This is a genomic window from Flavobacterium sp. JP2137, from assembly GCF_050562195.1.
Lineage (GTDB): Bacteria > Bacteroidota > Bacteroidia > Flavobacteriales > Flavobacteriaceae > Flavobacterium.
Map to the genome: position 1 here is coordinate 2,498,053 of NZ_CP191647.1, position 22,197 is coordinate 2,520,249.

General features: G+C 45.5%; 22 protein-coding genes. 14 read left to right on the plus strand and 8 right to left on the minus strand.

Going from position 1 to position 22,197, the window contains the following annotated elements:
• Positions 1-8 precede the first annotated feature (8 nt).
• The 3 genes from ACQZ43_RS10955 (at position 9) to ACQZ43_RS10965 (ending at position 3,453) form a co-directional block, all read left to right on the plus strand.
• Positions 9-1,427, plus strand: a complete 1,419-nt coding sequence (locus ACQZ43_RS10955) for a tetratricopeptide repeat protein (protein WP_430612571.1) — start codon at positions 9-11, stop codon at positions 1,425-1,427.
• Positions 1,428-2,762, plus strand: coding sequence for an alkaline phosphatase family protein (locus tag ACQZ43_RS10960; protein WP_430612573.1), 1,335 nt, complete (start codon positions 1,428-1,430; stop codon positions 2,760-2,762).
• 541 nt (positions 2,763-3,303) lie between these two features.
• Complete coding sequence (locus ACQZ43_RS10965; protein ID WP_430612575.1) at positions 3,304-3,453, plus strand: hypothetical protein; 150 nt, start codon at positions 3,304-3,306, stop codon at positions 3,451-3,453.
• A gap of 10 nt (positions 3,454-3,463) precedes the next feature.
• Here ACQZ43_RS10965 and ACQZ43_RS10970 read toward each other — a convergent pair whose 3' ends face one another.
• Positions 3,464-4,108 carry a hypothetical protein gene (locus tag ACQZ43_RS10970; RefSeq protein WP_430612577.1) on the minus strand — a complete coding sequence of 215 codons (645 nt, stop codon included), beginning with the start codon at positions 4,106-4,108 and terminating at the stop codon, positions 3,464-3,466.
• A gap of 286 nt (positions 4,109-4,394) precedes the next feature.
• Between ACQZ43_RS10970 and ACQZ43_RS10975 the strand changes: the two genes are divergently transcribed.
• A complete protein-coding gene (locus ACQZ43_RS10975; protein ID WP_430612579.1) occupies positions 4,395-4,799 on the plus strand; it encodes a hypothetical protein in 405 nt (134 codons plus the stop codon).
• A 19-nt stretch (positions 4,800-4,818) separates the two neighbouring features.
• On the opposite strand, the gene ACQZ43_RS10980 is transcribed toward ACQZ43_RS10975, so the two are convergent.
• On the minus strand, positions 4,819-5,022 hold the full coding sequence (locus tag ACQZ43_RS10980; protein WP_430612581.1) for a hypothetical protein: 204 nt from the start codon (positions 5,020-5,022) through the stop codon (positions 4,819-4,821).
• A 173-nt stretch (positions 5,023-5,195) separates the two neighbouring features.
• Between ACQZ43_RS10980 and ACQZ43_RS10985 the strand changes: the two genes are divergently transcribed.
• From ACQZ43_RS10985 to ACQZ43_RS11005, 5 genes are all read left to right on the plus strand, one after another.
• Positions 5,196-5,627, plus strand: a complete 432-nt coding sequence (locus ACQZ43_RS10985; RefSeq protein WP_430612583.1) for a DsrE family protein — start codon at positions 5,196-5,198, stop codon at positions 5,625-5,627.
• 162 nt (positions 5,628-5,789) lie between these two features.
• Positions 5,790-6,026, plus strand: coding sequence for a nitrilase-related carbon-nitrogen hydrolase (locus ACQZ43_RS10990; protein ID WP_430612585.1), 237 nt, complete (start codon positions 5,790-5,792; stop codon positions 6,024-6,026).
• Positions 6,011-6,607 (plus strand): carbon-nitrogen hydrolase family protein, encoded by a 597-nt coding sequence (locus ACQZ43_RS10995; protein ID WP_430612587.1) that lies wholly within the window; start codon positions 6,011-6,013, stop codon positions 6,605-6,607. Before ACQZ43_RS10990 ends, ACQZ43_RS10995 begins: the two co-directional genes overlap by 16 nt.
• Before the next feature lie 192 nt (positions 6,608-6,799).
• Positions 6,800-8,932, plus strand: coding sequence for a hypothetical protein (locus tag ACQZ43_RS11000; RefSeq protein WP_430612589.1), 2,133 nt, complete (start codon positions 6,800-6,802; stop codon positions 8,930-8,932).
• Between the two features lie 123 nt (positions 8,933-9,055).
• Positions 9,056-9,385: a nucleotide pyrophosphohydrolase gene (locus tag ACQZ43_RS11005; protein ID WP_430612591.1), complete on the plus strand. Its 330-nt coding sequence runs from the start codon at positions 9,056-9,058 to the stop codon at positions 9,383-9,385.
• A gap of 34 nt (positions 9,386-9,419) precedes the next feature.
• On the opposite strand, the gene ACQZ43_RS11010 is transcribed toward ACQZ43_RS11005, so the two are convergent.
• A complete protein-coding gene (locus ACQZ43_RS11010; RefSeq protein WP_430612593.1) occupies positions 9,420-9,923 on the minus strand; it encodes a hypothetical protein in 504 nt (167 codons plus the stop codon).
• 451 nt (positions 9,924-10,374) lie between these two features.
• On the opposite strand from ACQZ43_RS11010, the gene ACQZ43_RS11015 reads away from it, so the two are divergent.
• Positions 10,375-11,424, plus strand: a complete 1,050-nt coding sequence (locus tag ACQZ43_RS11015) for a T9SS type A sorting domain-containing protein (RefSeq protein WP_430612595.1) — start codon at positions 10,375-10,377, stop codon at positions 11,422-11,424.
• 353 nt (positions 11,425-11,777) lie between these two features.
• Here ACQZ43_RS11015 and ACQZ43_RS11020 read toward each other — a convergent pair whose 3' ends face one another.
• The 3 genes from ACQZ43_RS11020 to dinB are packed head-to-tail and all read right to left on the minus strand — an operon-like array spanning position 11,778 to position 17,440.
• Positions 11,778-13,157, minus strand: a complete 1,380-nt coding sequence (locus ACQZ43_RS11020; protein ID WP_430612597.1) for an exonuclease domain-containing protein — start codon at positions 13,155-13,157, stop codon at positions 11,778-11,780.
• Positions 13,154-16,255, minus strand: coding sequence for a DNA polymerase III subunit alpha (locus ACQZ43_RS11025; RefSeq protein WP_430612599.1), 3,102 nt, complete (start codon positions 16,253-16,255; stop codon positions 13,154-13,156). The genes ACQZ43_RS11020 and ACQZ43_RS11025 overlap by 4 nt, the downstream gene beginning before the upstream one ends.
• A 6-nt stretch (positions 16,256-16,261) precedes the next feature.
• Positions 16,262-17,440, minus strand: coding sequence for a DNA polymerase IV (gene dinB, locus ACQZ43_RS11030; protein WP_430612601.1), 1,179 nt, complete (start codon positions 17,438-17,440; stop codon positions 16,262-16,264).
• An 87-nt stretch (positions 17,441-17,527) separates the two neighbouring features.
• Here dinB and ACQZ43_RS11035 point away from each other — a divergent pair, with 87 nt between their 5' ends.
• Positions 17,528-18,292 carry an XRE family transcriptional regulator gene (locus tag ACQZ43_RS11035; protein ID WP_430612603.1) on the plus strand — a complete coding sequence of 255 codons (765 nt, stop codon included), beginning with the start codon at positions 17,528-17,530 and terminating at the stop codon, positions 18,290-18,292.
• Here ACQZ43_RS11035 and ACQZ43_RS11040 read toward each other — a convergent pair.
• Complete coding sequence (locus ACQZ43_RS11040) at positions 18,289-18,846, minus strand: NADPH-dependent FMN reductase (RefSeq protein WP_430612605.1); 558 nt, start codon at positions 18,844-18,846, stop codon at positions 18,289-18,291. The genes ACQZ43_RS11035 and ACQZ43_RS11040 overlap by 4 nt on opposite strands.
• A 215-nt stretch (positions 18,847-19,061) precedes the next feature.
• Between ACQZ43_RS11040 and ACQZ43_RS11045 the strand changes: the two genes are divergently transcribed.
• The 3 genes from ACQZ43_RS11045 to ACQZ43_RS11055 all read left to right on the plus strand — a co-directional run bounded on the left by ACQZ43_RS11045 (position 19,062) and on the right by ACQZ43_RS11055 (position 21,395).
• A complete protein-coding gene (locus ACQZ43_RS11045; RefSeq protein WP_430612607.1) occupies positions 19,062-19,634 on the plus strand; it encodes a Crp/Fnr family transcriptional regulator in 573 nt (190 codons plus the stop codon).
• A gap of 72 nt (positions 19,635-19,706) precedes the next feature.
• The gene (locus ACQZ43_RS11050) at positions 19,707-20,681 is read left to right on the plus strand and encodes a quinone oxidoreductase family protein (RefSeq protein WP_430612609.1); all 975 of its coding nucleotides are present in this window, start codon (positions 19,707-19,709) and stop codon (positions 20,679-20,681) included.
• 156 nt (positions 20,682-20,837) lie between these two features.
• Positions 20,838-21,395, plus strand: a complete 558-nt coding sequence (locus ACQZ43_RS11055) for a hypothetical protein (RefSeq protein ID WP_430612611.1) — start codon at positions 20,838-20,840, stop codon at positions 21,393-21,395.
• Positions 21,396-21,466: 71 nt separating this feature from the next.
• On the opposite strand, the gene ACQZ43_RS11060 is transcribed toward ACQZ43_RS11055, so the two are convergent.
• The gene (locus tag ACQZ43_RS11060) at positions 21,467-22,078 is read right to left on the minus strand and encodes a hypothetical protein (protein ID WP_430612613.1); all 612 of its coding nucleotides are present in this window, start codon (positions 22,076-22,078) and stop codon (positions 21,467-21,469) included.
• Positions 22,079-22,197: the final 119 nt, after the last annotated feature.

Here is a 22,197-nt window from a genome sequence, read left to right on the forward strand (position 1 = left end):
ATTGCAACATGAGAAAAAACATCATAACTATTTTTGCGGCCTTGGGCTTGGGTTGTTTGGCCGTGAGCTGTGTAGACAATCCCTATGTAACCGAAGACAATTACCTAAACAAACCCAACGCGGGCCGCAGTTGGATAGTTGGACTTCAAAAACAACTGGCCACCACCACCAATACCGTGGTAATCAATACCGAAATCACTTCGGACAATTACTACAACAACTACTCCCAGTATACCAAGGTATTTGATATTCCACAGATTGATTATTTCGATTCGGATGTCAACGGATTGCAAGCAAGTATTCAGACCTTGCGCGAAATGGCCGATTACGGCTTAAATACTATACTGCCCAAAGACAACACCTTGGAGCAAACCGATAGGGCATTTATGCACTTTTGCAAGGGCTATGCCCTGTTGCTCGGTGGCGAACTCTTCGTCGGACTGCCCGCTGCCAAGTTGGGCAAGGTAGACAGCGCCAAGGAAATGCTTGCCAAGGCAGTAGTGAGCTTTACCCAAGCGATGGAATTGGAAACCAAAGAGGAAACCAAGCGAATCTATTCCCTGCTGGCCGCTAGGGCGAATTACTACTTGGGCGATAAGGAACTTGCTGCCCAATTTGCCCTACAGGCGATTGCCGATACAAAATTGCTGTATAGCGTAAAGTTCGACGGCAAAAACAGCCTGCCCAACGAAATGCAAAACGCCACTTTTGACGCCTTGCCCAATCGATTGGCACCCTTGCCGCGACTCGATTATTTAGATCCCAAGTTTTTCTCGGTGGGTACCCCTTCGACAGATCAAAAGGCTTTAGCTCTTGTCAAAGCGGAAGAGGCCTTTTTAATCTTGGCCGAGGTGGCCTTGGCCAGCGGTAAGCCCCAAGAGTCCAAAGCATACCTCAAACAACTGCTCGATGTGGTGGCACTGCGCCCCGTAGTTCTCGTAGACGACAAAAGGGAAACGCGCAATGGCGGAAAGCGCAAAGATTATCCCTTAAAAGCGGTAGGAGTGAAGTTTGCAGCCGATAAACCCAGTGTTTTCGGTTACGTCTTGGACCGCCAAAAAGAAAAGGTACCCGTTTACACGGTTTCCGGTACCAAAGTGACCAAAGAACAGTTGGAGGAAGCCACAGCGACAGACGATTTGCTGTACCTGATTTACCTGATGCGACAAGAAATCTTTTTTTGCGAAGGCCGACGCCTGAGCGATTTGGGAATCAAATATCCGATTTCGCAAATTGAGGCCGGCAACAACCCCTTGGTCAGCGCGGCTTATACCCAAGCGATTATACCCGCATTTATTCCTTTGCAAAGCGGAATGGACGACTTTACCGCCGATCCAGCTACTGGCGAAATTACCGTGAAATACGATATGAACGAACTCTTGGTAAAAAATAAAAACAGTCAATATATAATGCCTTTATTCAAATAGATGAAAAAAAATGTTTTAACAGTTCTAGCAATTTGTTTCCTGGCCTATACCTCGTATGGACAGCAGATTAAACACGTGATTTTAGTGAGTATAGACGGGTTTAGACCAGATTTTTATACCGAAGAACACTGGGGTACGCCCAATTTGAAGTGGATGGCCGCCAACGGCGTGCAGGCAACTGCTGTTCGTACGATTTTTCCGTCGGTAACCTATCCGTCACACACCACTTTGGCCACCGCTGCGCTACCCTATAAGCACGGGGTGTATTACAACACCCAAGTCAATAGCGACGGCACCGCCGGCGAATGGATTTACGACAGCAAAGACATCAAGGTACCCACGATTTGGCAAAGGGCCAAAGAAAAAGGGCTAACCACGGCCTCCGTATCCTGGCCGGTTACTTTGCACAACCCGTATATCGATTACAATCTACCCGAAATTTGGGACTTTAAAAACCCGTCAGATCGCATTGCAGCCACCAAAAAAGGAGCCACACCTGCGGGTTTATTCGAAGAAGTTTTGCAAAACGCCTTGGGTAATATCGGTCAAGACCAATTCAATTTGAGCAGTTTGGCCATGGATGAGAACCTAGGACGTAGTGCGGCCTATTTGATCAAAAAATACCAGCCTCATTTGCTAACGCTCCACCTGCCTTGCACCGACGGCGCACAACACAGTCAGGGCAGAGCCGGACAAGAGGTAGACAGAGCGATAGCGGGTGCGGATAAGGCCGTGGGCAACCTGCTCGACGCCATTGCAAAAGCCGGACTCACCGAGAGCACTGTAGTCATCATTACCGGAGATCACGGATTTGTATCAACGGACTTTTCCCTAGCGCCAAACATCTGGCTCAAAGAAGCCGGCTTGTCGGATAAGGCCTATTTCTTTACCTCTGGGGGAAGTACCGCTTTGCATATTACAGACAAAAAGGACCAATTGGTACTCCAAAAAGTAGAAGCCCTTTTGGAGGCTTTACCCAACCGCTACAAAGCGCTCTTCGAGGTCATCTCCCAAAAGATGATTCGCGAACGGGGAGGAGAACCCGAAATTAAATTGGCGCTTTCCGCCAAGTTGGGCTATGCGTTTAACAACCTCAAAGAGGGCAAAGTACTCACCCAAACCAAAGGGGGAAAGCACGGCTACTTCCCCAATTTTAAAGAGATTTACACCGGTTTTATAGCCTACGGACCTACCCTAAAAAAGGGCATGGTGGTCGAGGCGATGAATTTAGAGGATATTCCCGTTATCATCAGTGATTTATTGGGTTTCGAAATGCGCGATGTAGACGGCATAGGCATACCAATTAGCAGACAAACCCCAGCATCAAAAAAGTAAGGCTGCGATAAGCCAGCCGTAAATCAAGGCGTTGAGCTGCGTATGTGGTATTAAAAACGACTGGAGAAGTAAAAATTCCAGTCGTTTTTTTTAGTTTAAGCACTCCGGCCAAAGCATTATTTGCCAATAAAAAATAGCTGCTGCTCTAAAGGCGATTGGTGGTTTCTGCCGAGACTATAGCAGACGGCTACATCCTTTCTGCGATTTCTTTAAAGAGGCATAGCCAATCAGGAGAGGGATATTTTGTTTTTGTACTAAATCAGCCGGGCAGTGTGTTGCCTACTGCAACACTGTTTATTCAATATTCCCCTTATACCATGAAAGCAAATTGGTCTACCCTAATCCTCTATGTGAGCAACCCCCAACTTCTCAAGCGTTTTTATGTAGACCAACTGGGATTACAATTGCTGGAAGAAGACGAGAACTGGGTGCTGTAAAAGGCGGGAAATTTAGACCTAGGACTGCATAAAATGGGCGCAAACTATGCCAGAACTCAAGCCGACGTCGGACAGGTGAACAACAATGCAAAAATGGTTTTGAAGTGACGGGAAACTTAAAGGCCCTGCGAGAACGTCTTGTTTTAAAAAACGTGGAAATACGCGATATAAAGACTTTTGAGAATTATGGTTTCTGGCTGTGTGATGGAGTGGATCCCGAAGGAAATGTCTTTCAGCTCAAAAGCGCGAAATAAAGCTGTTTTGTTAAATCGATTTTTTAAGGAAGTTGCGCTTGCTGTAAAACAATATATGGTTGTAAATATGCCCTTGAATATCGATCGGATCCATAGTAGTTTGCTGCAATTTGTCGTAAATTTTACGGTACTCCGGCGTATTTCTAAACCGCTCCCACTGATAGTCCTTAAAACTTTTATACTGCTTATAATTGAAAATTTGAGTCGTTTTGACTACGCCTCGCTTGATTTCTAGGATGTAATAGCTGTCGAAAATGGGATTTAAACTGTCTTTGGCGTGGAGAATGATGGGGTTCCCCAAACCCACATCGAACAAACCGTCGATCCAATGCATTTTTAAACCCGAGGCATTTTCGGGCAATACCTTTTTTGCTTGACTGACTAATTCCTGGTAATTGCCGTTAACCGGGATTTTTAAATCGCGCAAATACAACTGTTGGTCGGCGATTTCATATTCGGCTATATAACCTCGAGATATAATGGTCGAATCCTTGTTGATAACCGGTCGCTTTTCGGGATAATAATTAAAATACGATTCCAAATGGTGGTATCGGTAATCGTAACTTATGCCATCGATTTGTATTTTATCGGGATGATAGGTCTGTGCGACTAGGGTTTGCACACAGCACAAAAATAAAAAGTACATCAGCTTCATAGCGTAACGGTTGAAAATCGCACAAATATAGGCGATAGCTGTGATTTATTCGATATTTTTTATAGAACACCCCATTTTTATTAACTTTTATAGTCGAATGTGGTCAGAAGCGAACCGCCTAAATATACTTAAATATAGGTATGGTATAAGAATATTAGCTGCTGTAGATTTGATGGGTAAGCGGGAAAACAGTTTCCATCCGTAGGCTTTTCACTTCGAAACGCTGAGGAGGAGCATTTTTTTGCAGACCAAAGAACAGTATAATAATCTTTTAAAATCACGAACGATGTTGGTACAAAATGAACAAGAGCAATTGCTAACGATTTCCGCTTATGCGGAACAGTTGCTTAGAGAGGGACTTGGAGGAGAAACCGTAACGGAAGCCGACGCACAAAATGCTTTGGGCGAATTATTTCTCGTAAATTATCAAGAGCAAAGCCAGCTGTTTTTAAACCAGCCAGCAGGTTTTACGGCACTAACGTTGCACGATGTAAACCTGTTTATACCCTGGCGGAAATTAAAGGAGGCTTTTTGCGAAATTTTAAAAGGTGACGACATTTTGGGCCATATAATCGAATGGGTGATCGAGGCCATTTTGACGGTTATTGGCGGTGGAAAATTTATTGCTACACTGGTAAAAAAGATTGTGAAATACTTTATGGGTATCGGCAGTGAGGCGATGTGCAAATAAAAGCAACTGAGGTGCCGCATTACTTCTTTTTTTTGGGGAGTCTTATACCACAGCTGTCTGCGGAGCAAGACATAAAAAATGCCTGAAAAAAGAAAAAAGCCACCACAAATCCCAAGGCCCACAGTCCAGAGTCTATCATTTCAAATAGAAATACCAGTCCGATTCCCAAGCGAAGGTATCGGATCAATGCCCATTGTTTAAAATAGTGTATGACGGTTTTCATCGGTGTTGTTTGAAACAAAATTAAGTCTTTTACCGCAGTGATACAGTAACAATTGTTACTGTATACCGCCGTTTTAAACCATAGGTTTGCAGTTAGCCTCTCGGAGATTTTGCCGTGGTCCAATTTTCGGCATAAAATACCTAGAAGCGTAACAACCTTAAAATTACGATACAATGAAAAGACTAGTTTTAGCCATTAGCTTGGCGATTATGGGAGGGGCACAAACGGCAAATGCAGCAGTGCAATCTACAGGAGCAGTAGAACAGACGGTAGAAGGCAAAAAATTTGCGATGCTGGTTCAATCGGTCAAAAGTTTGAGAAGCGCTATCATGACCGCTACGGAAATCAAACAAGCCAATCCTTCTGCACAGTTTGAAATCGTTATCATGGGACAGATGGTTCAGGAGTTGACCACTGATCCCGCATTGCAAGAAGCGTATATAACAGCCGAGAAATACGGAGTAAAATTGACGGTTTGCGAATTTGCAATGAAAGTCTATGGCATTAGTATGGACGCGATCAATCCGTACATCAAAGGAACGCCCAATGCGCATAAATACCTGTTTCAATTGCAGGAAAAGGGGTATAACACCCTGTCTATTTAAACCGGATATCAAGCCGAACAAAGAGCCGAACAAAGAGCCTGCTAATCGTTTTAGTAGGCTTTTTATAGTAACTGTGTTTAATAGGGAGAAGCCTTCCCTCAAACAAATCAACAATACCATGCAGCAGCAGGTGCCGCCAACGGTTTTAAAATACGAAATTGGATGAAAGTAGGTTTTTTTCAATACGCGGTTATTACTAGAGATAGGAAGGCTAATTTAGCGTATATCACTTCCAAGTTGCAACACCAAAAATTTGATTTGCTGGTTTTACCGGAATTGTTCACCAGCGGATATGCCTTTGACGACAAATGCGAATTGCAGCCCTTTGCCGAAGATTTGACAAATTGCGAAACCGTCGCTTGCCTGACGGAATTGGCTGCAAAATGCGGGGCTGTATAAGTGAAACCATACCCGAGCGCTTCGACGGACTAATCTACAATACCGCCATACTCGTCGATCATACCGGATTGATTGGCTATCAACGGAAAATACAGCTGCCGGATTATGAAAAGCGCTTGTATGCAGCCGGCGATGCTATCAACGCCCTTCAATACCGCGACAGCACTATCGGCATGATGGTTTGCTTTGATTGTTGGTTTGCGCCGGTTAGTGCCAGATTAAAACTTCAAGGCGCCGAAATTAGCTGTCATTCCACTTGTTTTGGAGGCGATGTCACACCGCGTATCTTACCGATTAGAGCCCTGGAAAATCAGTGCTTTATCATCAGTTGCAATCGCATAGGCGCCGAGCGTTTCGACGGACTGCTCGAAGCCTACCGCGGAGAAAGTCAAATCGTCGATACCGACGGCAATAGGCTGTATATAGCGGGAAATACCGAAGTGTGGATTTTTGTGGAGCTGGACCTAGCTGCGGTCAATAAACCTAAATTCGGCAGTTTGATTACAGGAGATTTTATGTCGGAACATCAAAAATACGCTATTGAGCTAAGGACTGTCGCTTCAAATCCGGTGGTGAAATAACCGTTTTTTGGCTGATTTCAATGCTTTTTAAGGACAAAATGCGATTTACATCGGTCTTGGCTGCAACAACCGCGGCTGCTACACTGTTATAGCGCGAGCTTTTCGGGTTTTGGGCAAATAATTTTCAAAGCTCGGGCGTTTAATGCCTTTTAATGGTTATTTTGCGGACTTAAATCCGTAGACAACAACACGATGAAACATTTTTTATCAGCGGCCATACTAGGGCTTTTCCTTTTGGTATCCTTTAGTGCGTTCTCACAGAAAAGCAAGCAAAGCAGTGTTCTGATTCCCTATAACCAAGACGGAAAATGGGGATTGAGTCGCACAGACAAATCCTTTGTAATTGCCCCTCAATACGACGAACTCACTTACCACGCGCCTTATTTCTTTGCGCGCAAAGGGGAGCAGCGCGACATCTTAAGTGCTGATGGTGCGGTAATCGGTAGTTTTGATTTGCTGATTGGGGCCATTGACGAAAACCGCTTTTTGATCTTTAAAGAAGCGGCGACACCGGTACCTAGCGATATTTTTAGCAACCGCAGAACCTTTCAACAATACGAAACCTCTTTTTTGCTCTACAAGCTCGAAAATGATCAATTAACCCTGCTTAGCGAGGCGAGCAACGATGCTTATTTGCTGATGCCAGCGGCGGACAAGACCAAAATCCCACAGTTGTATGTGCTGACAAAAAACGGTTTGTCCGGTGTATATGATGTGGCTGCAGAGCGGTTCTTAATCGAACCGGCCTACAAACACCTGCACTTCCCATTGGGTAATGTGATTATTGCCTTTAATGAGGCCGACGATATGGTGGTCAAACACCGCGATGGAACCACCTTGCCCACGAGCATCTGGTATGCAAAAAGAGAATTGATGGAGGTTTTGGACAACGGCTATTTTACCACTGTTGTCGCTGGTGCCGATCCCGCAAAAGTACCTACCTATAATTATAAATTGGATTTTCGCACGCCCGATGGAACAATCAAAATCAAGGAGGGGAACGACCTAAAAGTCAAACCGGAAATCGATATGCTGGTTTGCGAAACCATAGACAGCGATGGAAATCACCTCAATAACCTATACGACTTGGAGGGAAACTTACTCTTGGCGGACGTTTTGGAATACGATAATTATTATCCCAATCTCTTACATGTATACGGGGCGGGTTACGAAAATTTCCTCGGCTTGTACAATTATAAAAAAAGGAAAATGGTGTGGAAAAACGATTTTCCCAAAACGGCTAAAGTAAAAATAGAAACGCGCTACGGCATACCAAAAATCGCAGTGGATACCACGACTTATTTTATTGATGACCAGGGGCGTACCCTAATGCGTATAGGCCAACACAGTTCCTATTTCGCACGTGTTTTAGAATTGATGAAAACGATCAAAGTATATAGAAATTCCTCGGCTCAAGCACCGTATAAGGAAAAGAAATATACCGCTTTTCGAGACTCCAAGGAGCAACCCTTTGCTATTTACGACGAAAATTACCGCAAAGTAACAACGATGGACGAGTATTTAAGCAATATAGATGGTGAAATAATCGCTTTTAGAAAGGGAAATAATTGGGGACTCAGTGATGTCGACCAAAATTTAGTGCCCGTTCAATACGATTCGATTACTTATAGCAACGTATATTACAATTTCCGCCTGTACAAAGACGGGAAAGCACAGTTGTATTTAAAAGACGCTAAAAAGATACTGCCCGCTGAGGGCTATGATGACGGAATCGCTTATCGCGATCACAATTTTTTCCTTGGTATTAAATACGAGCGAAACGCAGGCTTTGATCTAAACCCCATCTCTTACAAATACCTCAAATGTCAGGTCGATTTGCTCGACGATAAAGGCAAAGTGCTTTATTCTTTTAAGAAGACGTCAGACTTAAAAATCGACTTCGCCCTGACTGCCAGCAATCAGATTATCGCGTTTTCAGAAGACAATCAATACACGCATTTCTTTATTCACGATACCCAAACCAAAAAAATCACAGAAGTAAGCGATAGGTTTGCGGGTTTTGAACGTTTAAATGGCAGGCCGGTTATCGCTACCTTTTATACGGATAAGGGACAGGAGGTGTGGAATATCAACACCTGGGAACGCATCAAGACGTTAAACGAAAGTCGGGGGCTGTACAAGTCAAAAAGCGTCCTGTTCCAAAACGGCGCGGTGCAGTTACCGGCTTTGGCCTTGATCGAGGTGGTGGAACGCCCCAATCCCGAATACGAACGCAATTTTTTCGCCAACCAAAGAACGCGCACGGAAACCGTTATCGGCTATATGAGTGTAAACGGCACATTTTACGGGAATTTTTCCAAGTAAAAACCCCTGCCAACAGCGATGCACAAGCGGTTTGGAATCGGGGATACAGCGGGCGCGGTACGCATACAATTACAACAATCGGAAAACCCATACTTGCGATGAGGTTGAAAAAGACGGTGAATTATGAAAAATTTAGACGAGTTAACCCAAGAGATTATCGCATTTAGAGATGCCCGAGATTGGCAGCAATTTCACAATTCCAAAGACTTGGCTATAGCCTTGAGCATAGAGGCGTCGGAATTGCTCGAGCTATTCCTGTGGAAAGACAAGGAGGAGTGCAATCGTGAACGGCTAAAAGAAGAACTGGCCGATGTTTTGATATACGCCCTGATGCTAGCCGATAAACAGCAGTTCGACCTGGCGGAAATTATAACCGAAAAAATCAAAAAGAACGCCGAGAATTACCCTATAGCCCTGTCGAAGGGTACCGTAAAAAAGTACCGCGACCGCTAGGCATTTAAAGCTCAAGCGCAGATGAATTCAGCGGTTAATTGTAGGTCAGATGCATAAAAAACGTGATAATCAGCATAAAACCATTGATCAGCAGTATGTTGTAAAAGCGGTTTTTAGTCATGTTTTTGTCCCATTTGAGATACAGCAAACCGATAATACTACTGAGGTATAAGAGGAATAGCAACATAAAAACGATGCCGTTTAAGTCGGAAATCAATAGATCGGAATAATCCTTTTTATCGGTTTTTACCTGGGTGATAAAACTAAAAATCGGCGTGAGGGAAAGGGTGATGTCGCTTTCTTCCACAAATGCTTTTTCCGTGGAAAAAGGGTGGTTTTTTTGGGTATAATAGTGATAGCCTTCCACTGTTTTAAGGCTCTTAGTCGCGCCTTTACCCGTGTAAATGACGCGGTATGCAACAATCTCATCCCCAAGCGTTTTTTGAGGCAATACCCACAAATCGGCCAGCAATAAACTGATGGTTAAAAAGATAAATGACAGCGCAGTAGTAGCGTTTTTTATGTGTTTTTCAATCATTATAATTAGGGTATCAGGTAAAATAACCACCAAACCGCCTTTGTTTTAAAGGAAATTCGTATCCCAAGTAAGCGAAACTTCTTAATGATTCGGCATTTTGGTTGTTTTGTCGGTAGTTTTTTAGCGATTTTTAGTGCGATATTAGTAATTTTAATGAAGTAAATCAACAATACTGCGGTTTTAATTTTACGCCTAACGGCTTAACTTCCCTGATGGCAGTTCCTACACTGCCCAGCGCCGGTTTACGACTTTTGTGCAAGCGCAAGCCACGTCTTACTACTGCACCTCCCGCTTATGGAATTTGCGGCAAAATGTCGCCTACACACATACCGCTGCTTTAAAACAAGAAACGGATTAAAAATATTTTGATATTTTCTATATTAATGGACTCGTTATGTTAATTTTTTCAAAAAAATAGAATACTTTTAGGGGGAATATTAAACTATAGTGTATGAAAATAAATTTATTCTTCGCCATATCGGCATTTACTTTAGGAATTACCAGTGCGCAAGCACAGCAGCTGATCGACGAGAATTTTGATGCCTACCTAGTGGGCAATCTGACCACCGATGCAACGGGGGCTACTTACGGTCAGGGAAATTGGCGAACGCAAGCCCAACTCGATGGTAAAGTAACGGATTTTCAAATCACAGCCATGACGGGTAGGGGAAAAGTACTCGCGGTAAAGTCTCCGGATTTACCAACTCATTACGAGAATTACAACAACGCCAAATTCGTTTGGAAAGATTTGCCGGTAAATGGGTGGAATAATCGGACGCAAGGCAATAATGTTCTTAAAGTAGAGTATGAGTTTTTTACCGGAAACGACGGTGCCACCTCTGCGGCACACCGCCATATTACCAATGCTGCCGACGGTACCATCATTGCCGCTTTCCAATACGAACCCGGTCTTAGACGGCTTCGTGGTATGACCCGTTTAAATTTAGACGGTACGGTAAAACTGCAATTTATCCTGCTCGCAGGCTCCCAGTCCGATTTGATTTTACCGGCAAATACATGGGTTAAAGTGTGTTATCAAATCAACTATACCACGGAGGAAATCACCTTTCAAATCCCCTCTGCGCATATAGACGGTAAAATCCGCACCGCTTCTATAGCGGAACACCAACCTAATGAGGTCAATTTTGTGAGTTATTTGTCTGAATGGGATCAAGTGGAAAGTACCACTTTATACGACAACTACGTGGTAAGTGCCGTAACCGATGGGGTACCACCTGTAGTGAGTGTCGATAGCCCCGTTTCCAATAAGTTTAATCTGTTTCCCAATCCCGTGGGTGATGTGCTAACGATTTCTAATAACGACGGTATAGAAGTGACGCAAATCAGCGTTTTTGACATAAATGGACGCAAGGTGTTTACACAGAATTTTAATAGAGAATCCGAAATACAAGTGAATTTGACCGACTTGGCTTCTGGGGTTTATGTGTTGAATATGAATACCAACCAGGGAACTGCGGTTAAGAAACTGATCAAGAAATAAAGTTAAATAAGACTTTTGGCGGTGGTTCCTGGACTTTAAGACAACGGGGTATACCTACGTTTTGGAGGTTGATAGCAACTGCCGTTTAAAGTGAAAAAGGGTGTAAAGTTTCTGTAGAGGTAAGTGTTTACCGCTGCAAAACTGGACACCTTTTTTTGTATGACCTCTTGGTTGTCCGGGTTTTTTTGGCGTGACTAATCTTTGTTGTGCTACCAAGGCATTCCAAACTCCAATAGCGCCCTTATTATCCATATAAGTTAGTGATTTTCTATGAGAATTAGCCGCAAATACAGTGCTGTAATCTCAATTTTAACAGTCGATCCGCGCCATTAGCCGCGTTTTCAAGGATTAACCTAGGGCATGATACCTTTTTTAAAGAGCACTTTCGCAGGGTGTTTTCGGGCATACACATCGATTAATTTGCGGATGTATTGGTTGCTTTTGTACGGAGTTAGGTAGTCTTTTAGCGCTTCTGCAGTAGGGGGATTACAGTCGTAGGGCAGGTATCCCATACCGTAAAAATGACCGTTTTCCACCAGTATACAACTGCGTTCGTCCTCGGTTCTTCCCTTGTCGATCAACGCAAAACTCGGGCGATTGCTCGCGAGGTAATCCAAGGCTTTTTCAACCTGTTCGTTGTGCTGTTGGAGTGTGGGCAAATCCGGTGCATCGCATAGGGGAGCAGTCGCCTCTGCGGGAGTGCCGCCGTATTTGCAAAATCGCGGGTCTAGTTCAAACTGCTGCGCCAAGTCGAGTAGCAAGCGACTGCCTTCGTATTCGGAATCAAACGATTCAATACTGTCCTGAAACTTGCTGAGTTTGCCGATAGCGAGATAGCGGTAGCCGCTGCGAGCTTCGTAGTGATACAGTCCATACTTGGCATCAAAGCGCTTGAGTGCGCGGTTATAGGTGGGCCAAAGCTTTTTGATTTCGCTGCATTCCAAAATCAGCGCCAAGAGTTCGGTCGCGCAAATTTCATGCGAAATCGCGTGTATGTCCCTTAGGAAATGCTGCCTTTGCGGATTGATGTTATGACCGCTAAAGTGGGTGGCCACCCGTTTCTTTAAGTTGATGGCTTTGCCCACATAAATCACCTTTTTATAGCGGTTGTAAAAATAGTATACCCCGGGCTTTTCGGGTAATTGCTCAAAGTCTTCCGGTGGTAAATTGGGCGGTAAACGCTGGTCTGCCGCAGTTTTTTTAATCATTTTTACCAGTTCTCCCATGCTGTCCCATTGCAGCAATCGCGTAAACAATATGGCGGTGGCATCGGCATCGCCCCCTGCTCGGTGTCGGTTTTCCAAGGGAATGTCCAGGCTGGCGCACAACTTGCCCAAGCTGTACGAATGCAGTCCCGGCCGGATTTTTCTACTGGCTCGAACCGTGCATAACTTTTTGGCGCTCCAGGCAAAACCGGCTTGTACGAGTTCGTGGCGGATAAAACTGTAATCAAAGTTGACGTGATGGGCTACAAATACGCAGCCTTCGAGCAGCTGGAATACCTGCGCTGCCACATCCTCAAACAGCGGAGCATCCCGAACCATATCGTCGTTGATACCCGTTAGGGCGACGATGTGAAGCGGTATTTCCCGCTGCGGATTGATCAGGCTTTCCCAACGTTCAATCACTTCGGTACCGTCGTGAATGCGTATGGCGATTTCGGTAATGCTACTCCCGCCGGCATATCCGCCGGTGGTTTCGATATCTACTATGGCATAGCGGGTGTTTTTCATCTGTTATTAGGGGTTAGGCGAGTCGTCTCGGATAGGGAATCTAACGGGGTCATTTTATGTCTGGGCAATCCGATATCCTGCTGTTGCGGATAGGGTTTTCGGTGGGTCATCGACACGTCTTCTTTGATGTTTCGCTGTACGTCAGACGGCTTGTTGGCCGCATTTTCATAGCGGGGATCGGCGATAAAAGGCATCTTGGCCATTTTGCTAATGCTAATCGTGGGAAAGTGGTAATCGACCTCTACGGTTCCCAGCAGCAGATAACAGCCCCCGCCCTGAAAGGGGTATTTCTCCAGGCTATCGGTAAAATGTGCCGTGTCGAAATAGCTGCCTTCGGCATCGATCCAAGTCCCGAAAAACATAGCTCCCCTTTTGGTGGGTACGTGTTTTCTCGAAATGAGATAGGCCAGCATCTTAACCGTTTTCCGGTGTTGCAACAACAAATCCTTGGCCATAATATCCCCTCTGTACGAGGTTTTTAGCAAATCAAAGGGCGAACAGGAAACCGGAAAACTCAACAGCTCTATCTCGTCAAAGGCATCCTCAAAAGGCATGCGCTCCAACAGCGGCAATTGGTATTCTTTAATGGGCTCTTGCAGCAGGGTCAAGGTGTTGTTCGAAACTTGGTAGTTGACCAATAACAACCGAGCGATAACCAGCAGTTGGTTTTTGGTTTTGCCGCTAAAGCGAAAAGCACCGATAAAAATCAGTATTTGAATCCCTTCAATACCCATGGGAATGCGGTGGATAAAGTCCTCTAGCGATGTAAAAACACCGTTTTGCTGCCGTTCCTTTACGATAAATTGCGCCAGTTTGGTTTCCAGTCCCTCCAAATGCATAAAACCCAAGTAAACCTCCACCCCGTATACCGTGGTTTCGTACTCGCTTTTATTGACACAGGGATTGCAGACCGTTGCCCCAGACATTCGCGCTTCGTGTACGTAAACTTCGGTTCGGTAAAAACCACCTTGGTTGTTGATCACCGCCACCATAAATTCGATGGGATAATGCACTTTGAGGTAGAGGCTTTGATAGCTTTCCACAGCATAAGAAGCCGAATGGGCCTTGCAAAAGGAATAACCGGCAAAGGATTCGATTTGGCGGTAAATTTCCTCGCTGAGTTTTGGCGGATGCCCCTTTTCGGTACAACAGGCAAAGAAGTTGTCCTTTACTTTTTGCAGAGCGCTTTTCGAGCGGCCCTTTCCACTCATGGCACGACGCAGTATATCCCCATCCGCAGCGGGCAAACCACCGTAGTGTAGCGCTATTTTAATCACGTCTTCCTGATAGACCATAATGCCGTAAGTTTCGCCGAGTTGCTCTTTAAAAACCTCGTGGAAATACTCAAACCGATCCGGGTGGTTGTGCCGAAAGATATACTCTTTCATCATACCCGATTGCGCAACTCCCGGACGAATTATCGACGAGGCCGCTACCAGGGTTTTGTAGTTGTCGCAGTTTAAGCGTCGCAACAACCCACGCATGGCCGGACTCTCTATATAAAAACAACCTATGGTTTGTCCCCGGGCCAAAAACGCATTGCAAACCGCTTCATTTTTGGAGAGGGCCGTATTTCGAATGTCGACCTGAATACCGCGGTTTTTGGCAATCAGTTTGACGCTGTCGTCGATATGGCCGATGCCGCGCTGACTCAAAATGTCGAATTTCTCAAAGCCGATCTCTTCCGCTATGTGCATATCAAACAAAACGATGGGAAAGCCCTTGGGAGGCATTTCCAAAACCGTATAATTGGTAAGCGGCTCTTCGGATATCAGTATGCCGCAGGCGTGCATACTGCGTTGATTGGGATATTTCTCGAGCAGCATTCCGTATTCCTGTACATAGCGAACCACGGTATTGCTGTCGTGTAGGGCCATGGGATTCTTGGCCAACAGGTCGAGCTCTTCCTTGGGCAGCCCAAAAACCTTGCCCACTTCCCGAAATATCGAACGGTATTTAAAGGCAACTTGGGTGCCACAGAAAGCCACGTGCTCGGCGCCATAACGGTCAAAGATGTATTGCAATATGGTGTCGCGCTCCTTCCACGACCAGTCGATGTCGAAGTCGGGGGGACTCTTTCTGTTGAGGTTTAAAAAACGCTCAAAATACAAATCCAACTCGATCGGACAAATATCGGTAATCCCCAAGCAGTAGCTCACTATGCTGTTGGCGCCACTACCGCGACCGATGTGCAAAAAACCACAGCTGTTGCTGTAGCGAATGATATCCCAAGTAATCAGAAAATAACCGCTGAATTCGAGCTCGCCGATTACTTTTAATTCCTTTTCCACTCGGGCTTGTGCCTGTGCGTGATTCGGACCGTATCTCGAAAGCAAGCCCCGCTGGGCCAAACGGCGCAGCAAGACCATGTCGTGCTGCCGGCTATGGGTATAGTACTTCTTGTTTTTAGGCGTTTTAAACTCAAACTCAAAATGGCATTCGCCCAATATTTTTTCCGTATTGGCCAAGATATGGGGATGGGATTCGAAACGAGCGCACAAGGTTTCCAGGGGCAGCATAAACTCGGTAGGACTGCAATGCGCTGCGGGGTCGAGTTTGGACAGCAGCACATTGGTGTCGATGGCACGCAGTATTTTATGCAGGTTGAATTCCTTTTTAGTGCGAAAGGTCACCGGTTGCAACACCGCCATTTTGTGTTGCAATCCCTGCCATTTCGCCTGGAATAATTGCGATAACTGCTCGGGGCGTATCCCGATATATTCGTGCTCTTTTAAGAGAGATGGGGCGTTTTCCAGCGGATATATCACCAATACCTGCTCCCAATCCGGAGCGAATAACGGCAGCGCACTGCCCTCAAAATTGTGCTGAGTCAAAAAGCGATTCATCTCGGCGAGTCCCTGCGCATTTTTGGCCAAGCCGATATAGCGCAGTTGCTGCTGTTGCCGAAATTCCATACCCACCACGGGTTTAATGCCGTGCGCTCGACACGCTTGTACAAAGTCGTAAATACCCGTAACGGTATGGATGTCCGTGAGGGCCATTACTGTTACCCCAGCCGCGACAGCCTGCTCTACCAAAGCGGTTAGCGGTATGGTTCCATAGCGCAACGAGTGAAAAGAATGACAATTGAGATACATAGCAGTTTATTTGCGTTTTAAAATTTCGGACTTCGTATTGGGCTTAAAAGAGGCTCCCGCACAACGCATAACCGCGTCAAAACCATAGCGACTCTTCATCTTATCCATCGCCTGATAAAGCGCTAACAGCTCTTCGGTATCCTCGAATAAATCGATCTGATAGGTGCCCCGAACCAAACCGCTAAACCGAATGCCAATCAGGCGAAGGCGCATACGGCGTTGGTAGAGCTTGTCGAATAAATCACTCACCTGCTGGGTCAATATGTGATCGGCGGAGGTATAGGCAATCTTGCATTGCTTGGTTTCCGTATCAAAATTGGCGTAGCGTATTTTAACCACCACGGTAGAACACAGCCATTCCTCGGACCGCAATTGAAAGGCCAGTTTTTCCACCATGCCGATCAACAGGGATTTTAACAGCGGAATATCTATAGTGTCCTGATCAAAGGTGTGCTCCGTCGAAATGGACTTGCGTTCGGTATAGGGTTCCACCGCTGCGGTGTCTATACCGTTGGCTTTTTTCCACAGCTCCAAACCGTTTTTGCCAATCATCTGCTGCAATACCGCTGCCGGCATTTCTGAAAGGGTTTGTATGTTGCGAATCCCGATTCGAGACAGCAACTGAAAGGTCACCGGACCGAGCATGGGAATTTTTTGAATCGATAGGGGATTGAGAAAGGGCTGTACCATATTTTCGGTGATCTGCAGCTTGCCCAACGGTTTTCCCTCGCCCGTGGCAATTTTGGATACGGTTTTGTTTACCGATAGCGCAAAGCTTATCGGTAGCCCTGTTTCCCGAGTCACGCTTTGTGCGAGTTCGTTGGTCCATTTATAACTGCCGTAAAACTTATCCATACCGCTGATGTCCAAATAGAATTCATCGATGCTCGCCTTTTCCATCACCGGCGCCTTGGCTTCTATAACCTCGGTAACGGTATGAGAGAGTTTGGAGTACAATTCCATATCGCCCTTGACTACTTTGGCCTGAGGACAAAGGCGCAACGCCATTTTAATAGGCATGGCAGAACGAACCCCAAAGCTGCGCGCCTCATAAGAACACGAAGCCACCACACCGCGGTCACCACCACCAATAATCAGCGGAATCCCGTTTAATTCGGAATGGTTCAAGCGCTCACAAGACACAAAAAAACTGTCTAAATCCAAATGTACTATAGCTCTTTCCATAATCATTGCATTTTATAATCAACAAAATTAGTACAGTCTGTAACAATATTGATTATATTTGCTGTTATAAATTGTAACAATATTGCTATGTCCTTATTTTCCGATAACATCAGAAACCTGCGGATTAAGAAGAAGGTCTCTCAAGAAAAAATTGCCCAAAGCCTTTTAATTACACGCGGACGCTATGTCAAATACGAAGATGGTACCTCTGAGGCTCCTTATGAGATATTAAAAAAAATCGCACAGTATTATCATATTAGCATAGATTTATTGCTGTCTGTGGATATTCGTAAAATTCCTTTGGACGACTTGTTGCAGCTCGAAGGCAATCGGATGCTGCTGCCCATCACCGTAGATCGGGAGGGAGACAACTTTATCGAAGTGGTGACTCAAAAGGTAAAAGCGGGATATTTGAACGGCTATTCCGATCCGGAATACATCGAAAACCTTCAGCAGATTTCCCTGCCCTTTTTGGGTCCGGGAAAACACCGCGGGTTTCCCGTAGAAGGAGACTCCATGCCGCCGCATGAAGACGGCTCCATCATCATCGGACGCTATGTCGAAAGCCTGGGCGATGTCTTAGACGGCAAAACCTATATACTGATCACCAAAAGCGAGGGCATGGTCTACAAGCGACTCAATAAAAACAAAAAGAATACCTTGGTACTGGAATCGGACAACGATTTTTATCCGGCCTATGAAGTCAAGGCCTCTGATATACTAGAGGTATGGGAATATACCTGCAGTATTGCCACTAGGGAATTTGTCCCCGATCGTACCCCTGAAGACACGATGGCGGGGATGTTAAGGGAAATTAGAAAGGATATCTCGGCATTAAAAGCGCGCCTTTAAGCCACGGCATTGGTCGCTACCCATTTTTCAAAGGCCAGCAACCACTTGCTCAAAAAGCCCTGAGTCGATTCGTTGATCAGCTTGCCTTTAGCGTCAAATAACTCCGCCACTCCGCCGATATAAGCCTCGGGTTGTGCCATAGTGGGCACATTGACAAAGACCAGGGATTGGCGCAGGTGGTGATTGGCGCCAAAACCGCTAATACCACCGATAGAAGCACTGATAACACCACCGGGTTTTCCGCTCCAAACGCTTTTGCCATAGGGACGTGACCCCACGTCAATCGCATTCTTTAATACCGCCGGCACCGAACGGTTGTACTCCGGTGTTAAAAACAAAACGGCATCTGCCTGAGAAAGTTGCTTGCGAAAAGCCGTCCATGACTCCGGAGGCGTGGCTTCGGCATCTTCGTTGTAAAACGGTAAAGCTCCAATTGGAATAAGCTCCAATTCTAAGGATTTTGGCGCAAGTAGGATTAAGGACTTGGCCAATTTAAGATTATACGACTCCTTGCGAAGACTTCCTACCAAAACGGCTACTTTGTAATTTTTCATCTGTTCAGTTTTAAGTGTATAATAAATGGGCTATCTCTTTTGAATTCAAGAGCATGACTCTAGTAAAGTTACATAAAATATTCCACAATTTGTGATTTTTACGAGCCATTCATACGCGAAATGCGAGGAGATACCCAGCCCCAAATTCGAAATAAATCGTAAATTAGCCTGTGGTCAGCGAGCAACTAAGCGATGATCCTATTTTTGGAATAACTATGTTTGAAAGAATCGATTTAAAGGCGGTAGTCGACCCAGTATGGATCGAGAAATACCAATCTTTTTTTACCGAAAAAACCCTGCCCCCAAAAACGGTTTTACTCGAGCAAGGACAAATGGCCGAGGCGATTTATTGGATTCAGAAGGGCTGTATACGCGCTTGGATCAACCACCAGGGTCAAGAGGTCACCTTTCAGTTTTTTATGGAGGGGAGCTTAGTCGCTTCCATGGAAAGCTTTTGGAAGGGCAAACCCAGTGCGCTGACCATAGAAACCATAGAGCCCTGCGTGGTATGGGTCGCCGATAAAAACGCTGTACAAATCTTGATCGAAGAGGTTTTGGAGCAACGCGAATTTAGAAATTTGTTTATCGATGCTATTTTTGATCGAACCTTTGATTATATGCAGCACAGCCTGTCCTTTATCCAATTGACCCCCGAACAACGCTATGTCAAACTGCTCGAAGAACGACCCGAACTCATTCGGCGAATCGCTCAGCATTACATCGCTTCCTACCTCGGAATTTCCAGTGTTCACCTGAGCAGAATTAAGGGCAAATGGGCTAAAAAATAACCGGATTTGATAACAAATGTTATCGTTTATACAGGCTGGTTTTGATACTTTTATCTCTTAAAATCAGATACTATGAAAGCAGTAGCCGTAATGAGCAAAGGAAGTGATCCCGTTTACGTCGATCACTTGGAAATCCCTCACAGTTCAAATCCAGAAGAAGTTTTGATACACGTCAAGGCGGTTTCCATAAAAAACTTAGACCGAGCCATAGCCAGTGGCAAGCATTATTCCGCCCAAACAGCGGTTTTTAGCCCCCAAATCATCGGAACAGACGGCGTGGGACTATTGGACGACCAAACCCGAGTATACGGCTTTGGCGTGCGCGGGATGCTGGCCGAGCGCGCCTTGGTCAAAAAGAGCAGCCTGGTTGTGATTCCCGAGGGACTAAGCGATGCCACGGCCGCTGCCTTGCCCAATGCCTTGATGGGGTCGGTAATCGCCCTGATGGAGCGCGGCCAATTCAAAGCCGGCCAACACCTGCTCATTAATGGCGCCACGGGAATTACCGGAAAAGTAGCCATCCAAATGGCCAAGCACTACGGCGCTTCCAGGGTAACGGTTACCGGTAGAAATGCTGCGGTATTAGAACAGCTGCGCGATTTGGGGGCAGACGAATTGCTGTCCTTAAACCAATCGGAAGCTGCACTCATCGATCAAATCAAATCCATCGACTCCTTAAATCCGATAGACGTGGTAGTCGATTACCTGTGGGGCGACAGCGCCAAGTCGATTTTACAAGCGCTAAAGGGACAAGGGCAGTACACACATCGAACCAAGTTTGTCAATGTAGGAGCCATGTCGGGAGATGTGATGGAATTGTCGTCCGCTGTTTTAAGGGGCACGGATATCGAATTAGTCGGCTCCGGACTGGGGAGCTGGAACGCCCGTGAAGTAGCGCGCTTTTTCGATTCCCTATTGCCCGAAGCCTTTGAACTAGCGGCCCAAGGCCGTTTAAAAATAGACACCACCGTCTACCCCATGTCTGCCGTGCAGCAGGTTTGGCAGCGCTCGATAGATTTAAAGAGCCGTTTGGTGTTTTCCGTCTAAATCTACCCGCTCACATCCGATAAAACCAGTGCCAACAGCTCATTTGAATTTAAGGCGAAGTACAGGCGATTTTTGTGTAAAACAAATTGCGGTTTTGCTATATTTGAACAGAGCGCAAACCAAGAGGGGAATACGCGAAAAATAAAATAGCCACAGTTGGATAGGGAAAAAAACAGTCGTTTTGACGGCGAAAAATCGAAAAATAAAATGGCTTTTTTACAGGGAATCAGCTATCCAATAGGCAGCTTTTTACTGGCGTTGATTGTCTTTGTTTATCTTGTTGTAGGGGATACGGCCTATGAAGACGCGGCTTTTTTTTATATATTCACGCTACTACTAGCCTTGCAAGCCCTGGTTTTTTTCCTGTTTAAACGGCGCAAAAACAAAGTGATTTCACTGGAGTTCAATCCGCATACAATCAAACTGAGCTATCGCAGGGGGAATCGGGAGGAAACGGCAACTATACCCTTAAAAGACACGGTGCTGGAATTGTTCGAACTTCGCGATTACCAATCCTTTTTTATGGGTTTTCAAATCGATTTAATACACCAAGCCCTCGATCAAAAATTTGTGATTCTGGAAGAGTACTGGACTTATGAGCAATTCGAGGCGATTTATATCGAATTTAAGCACCGTAAAAAAGAAGACATCAACGAAGGGGAAAAACAAGCGTTTAAGCAACTTCAGCTGATGAATAATACCCTAGTGGAATAAGCCTCAAGCGCTGGATTAAATAAAAAAAGAACCCGATGTGGGTTCTTTTAAAAGGGAATTTCCGGTTGGGATTAAAACGTATACGTCTTGGCAGTACTCGAGGGGCTAAAGATAGCTTTGGCCGTTGAAGTAGCTGCTTCATAAGTAGCTTTTGCCGCAAGTGACGGATTGGAGGGATAGCTGCCTTTGTCAAAAGTCAATTCCTTCCATTCACCACCCGATTGAACCGATAAAACCTTCCAGCCGTTTTTCTCGGTGGACTCTGCAAATAGCGGAGGACGTGTAACGGTAAAGCGGGTAATCAGCTGTAACGCATCGCTGAGCAATAAAACCGTACAACCGCCTGAACCGCAGAAATAAGGCGAATTCAAATACACAAAAACCTCTTGCTTACCGTCGTTATTCAAATCGATGGTGTGGAGTTGAAAGGTCTTTTCCTCGGCGGTGATCGCTTGCAAATCGGCGGGCTTTAAAAAAGAACCGTTTAAATAGGCTTGAATCTTTAAGGCGAGTTCGTCGTTGACGCTTTGCGGTTCGAATGCTACGGGGGTTGCCTCCGTTGCTTCGGTAGTAATCTCAGTAGGCTCCACCACGACAGGGCTGGTTTCCTCTGGGTTTTTCTTACAAGCCGTTAGGGCCAAAATGGCGCCTAAGCTCAATAGGGAGATTTTGATGTGATTCATAGGTTGGTTTTTCTTTGGTATAGTCAATTAACGTGCCGCATTGTTGCGGGGGAACCCCTGTTTAAAAATAAACCGTTTTAAAGGGCTCCGCTGTCGGGTTCACTGGGGAAATCGTTCCA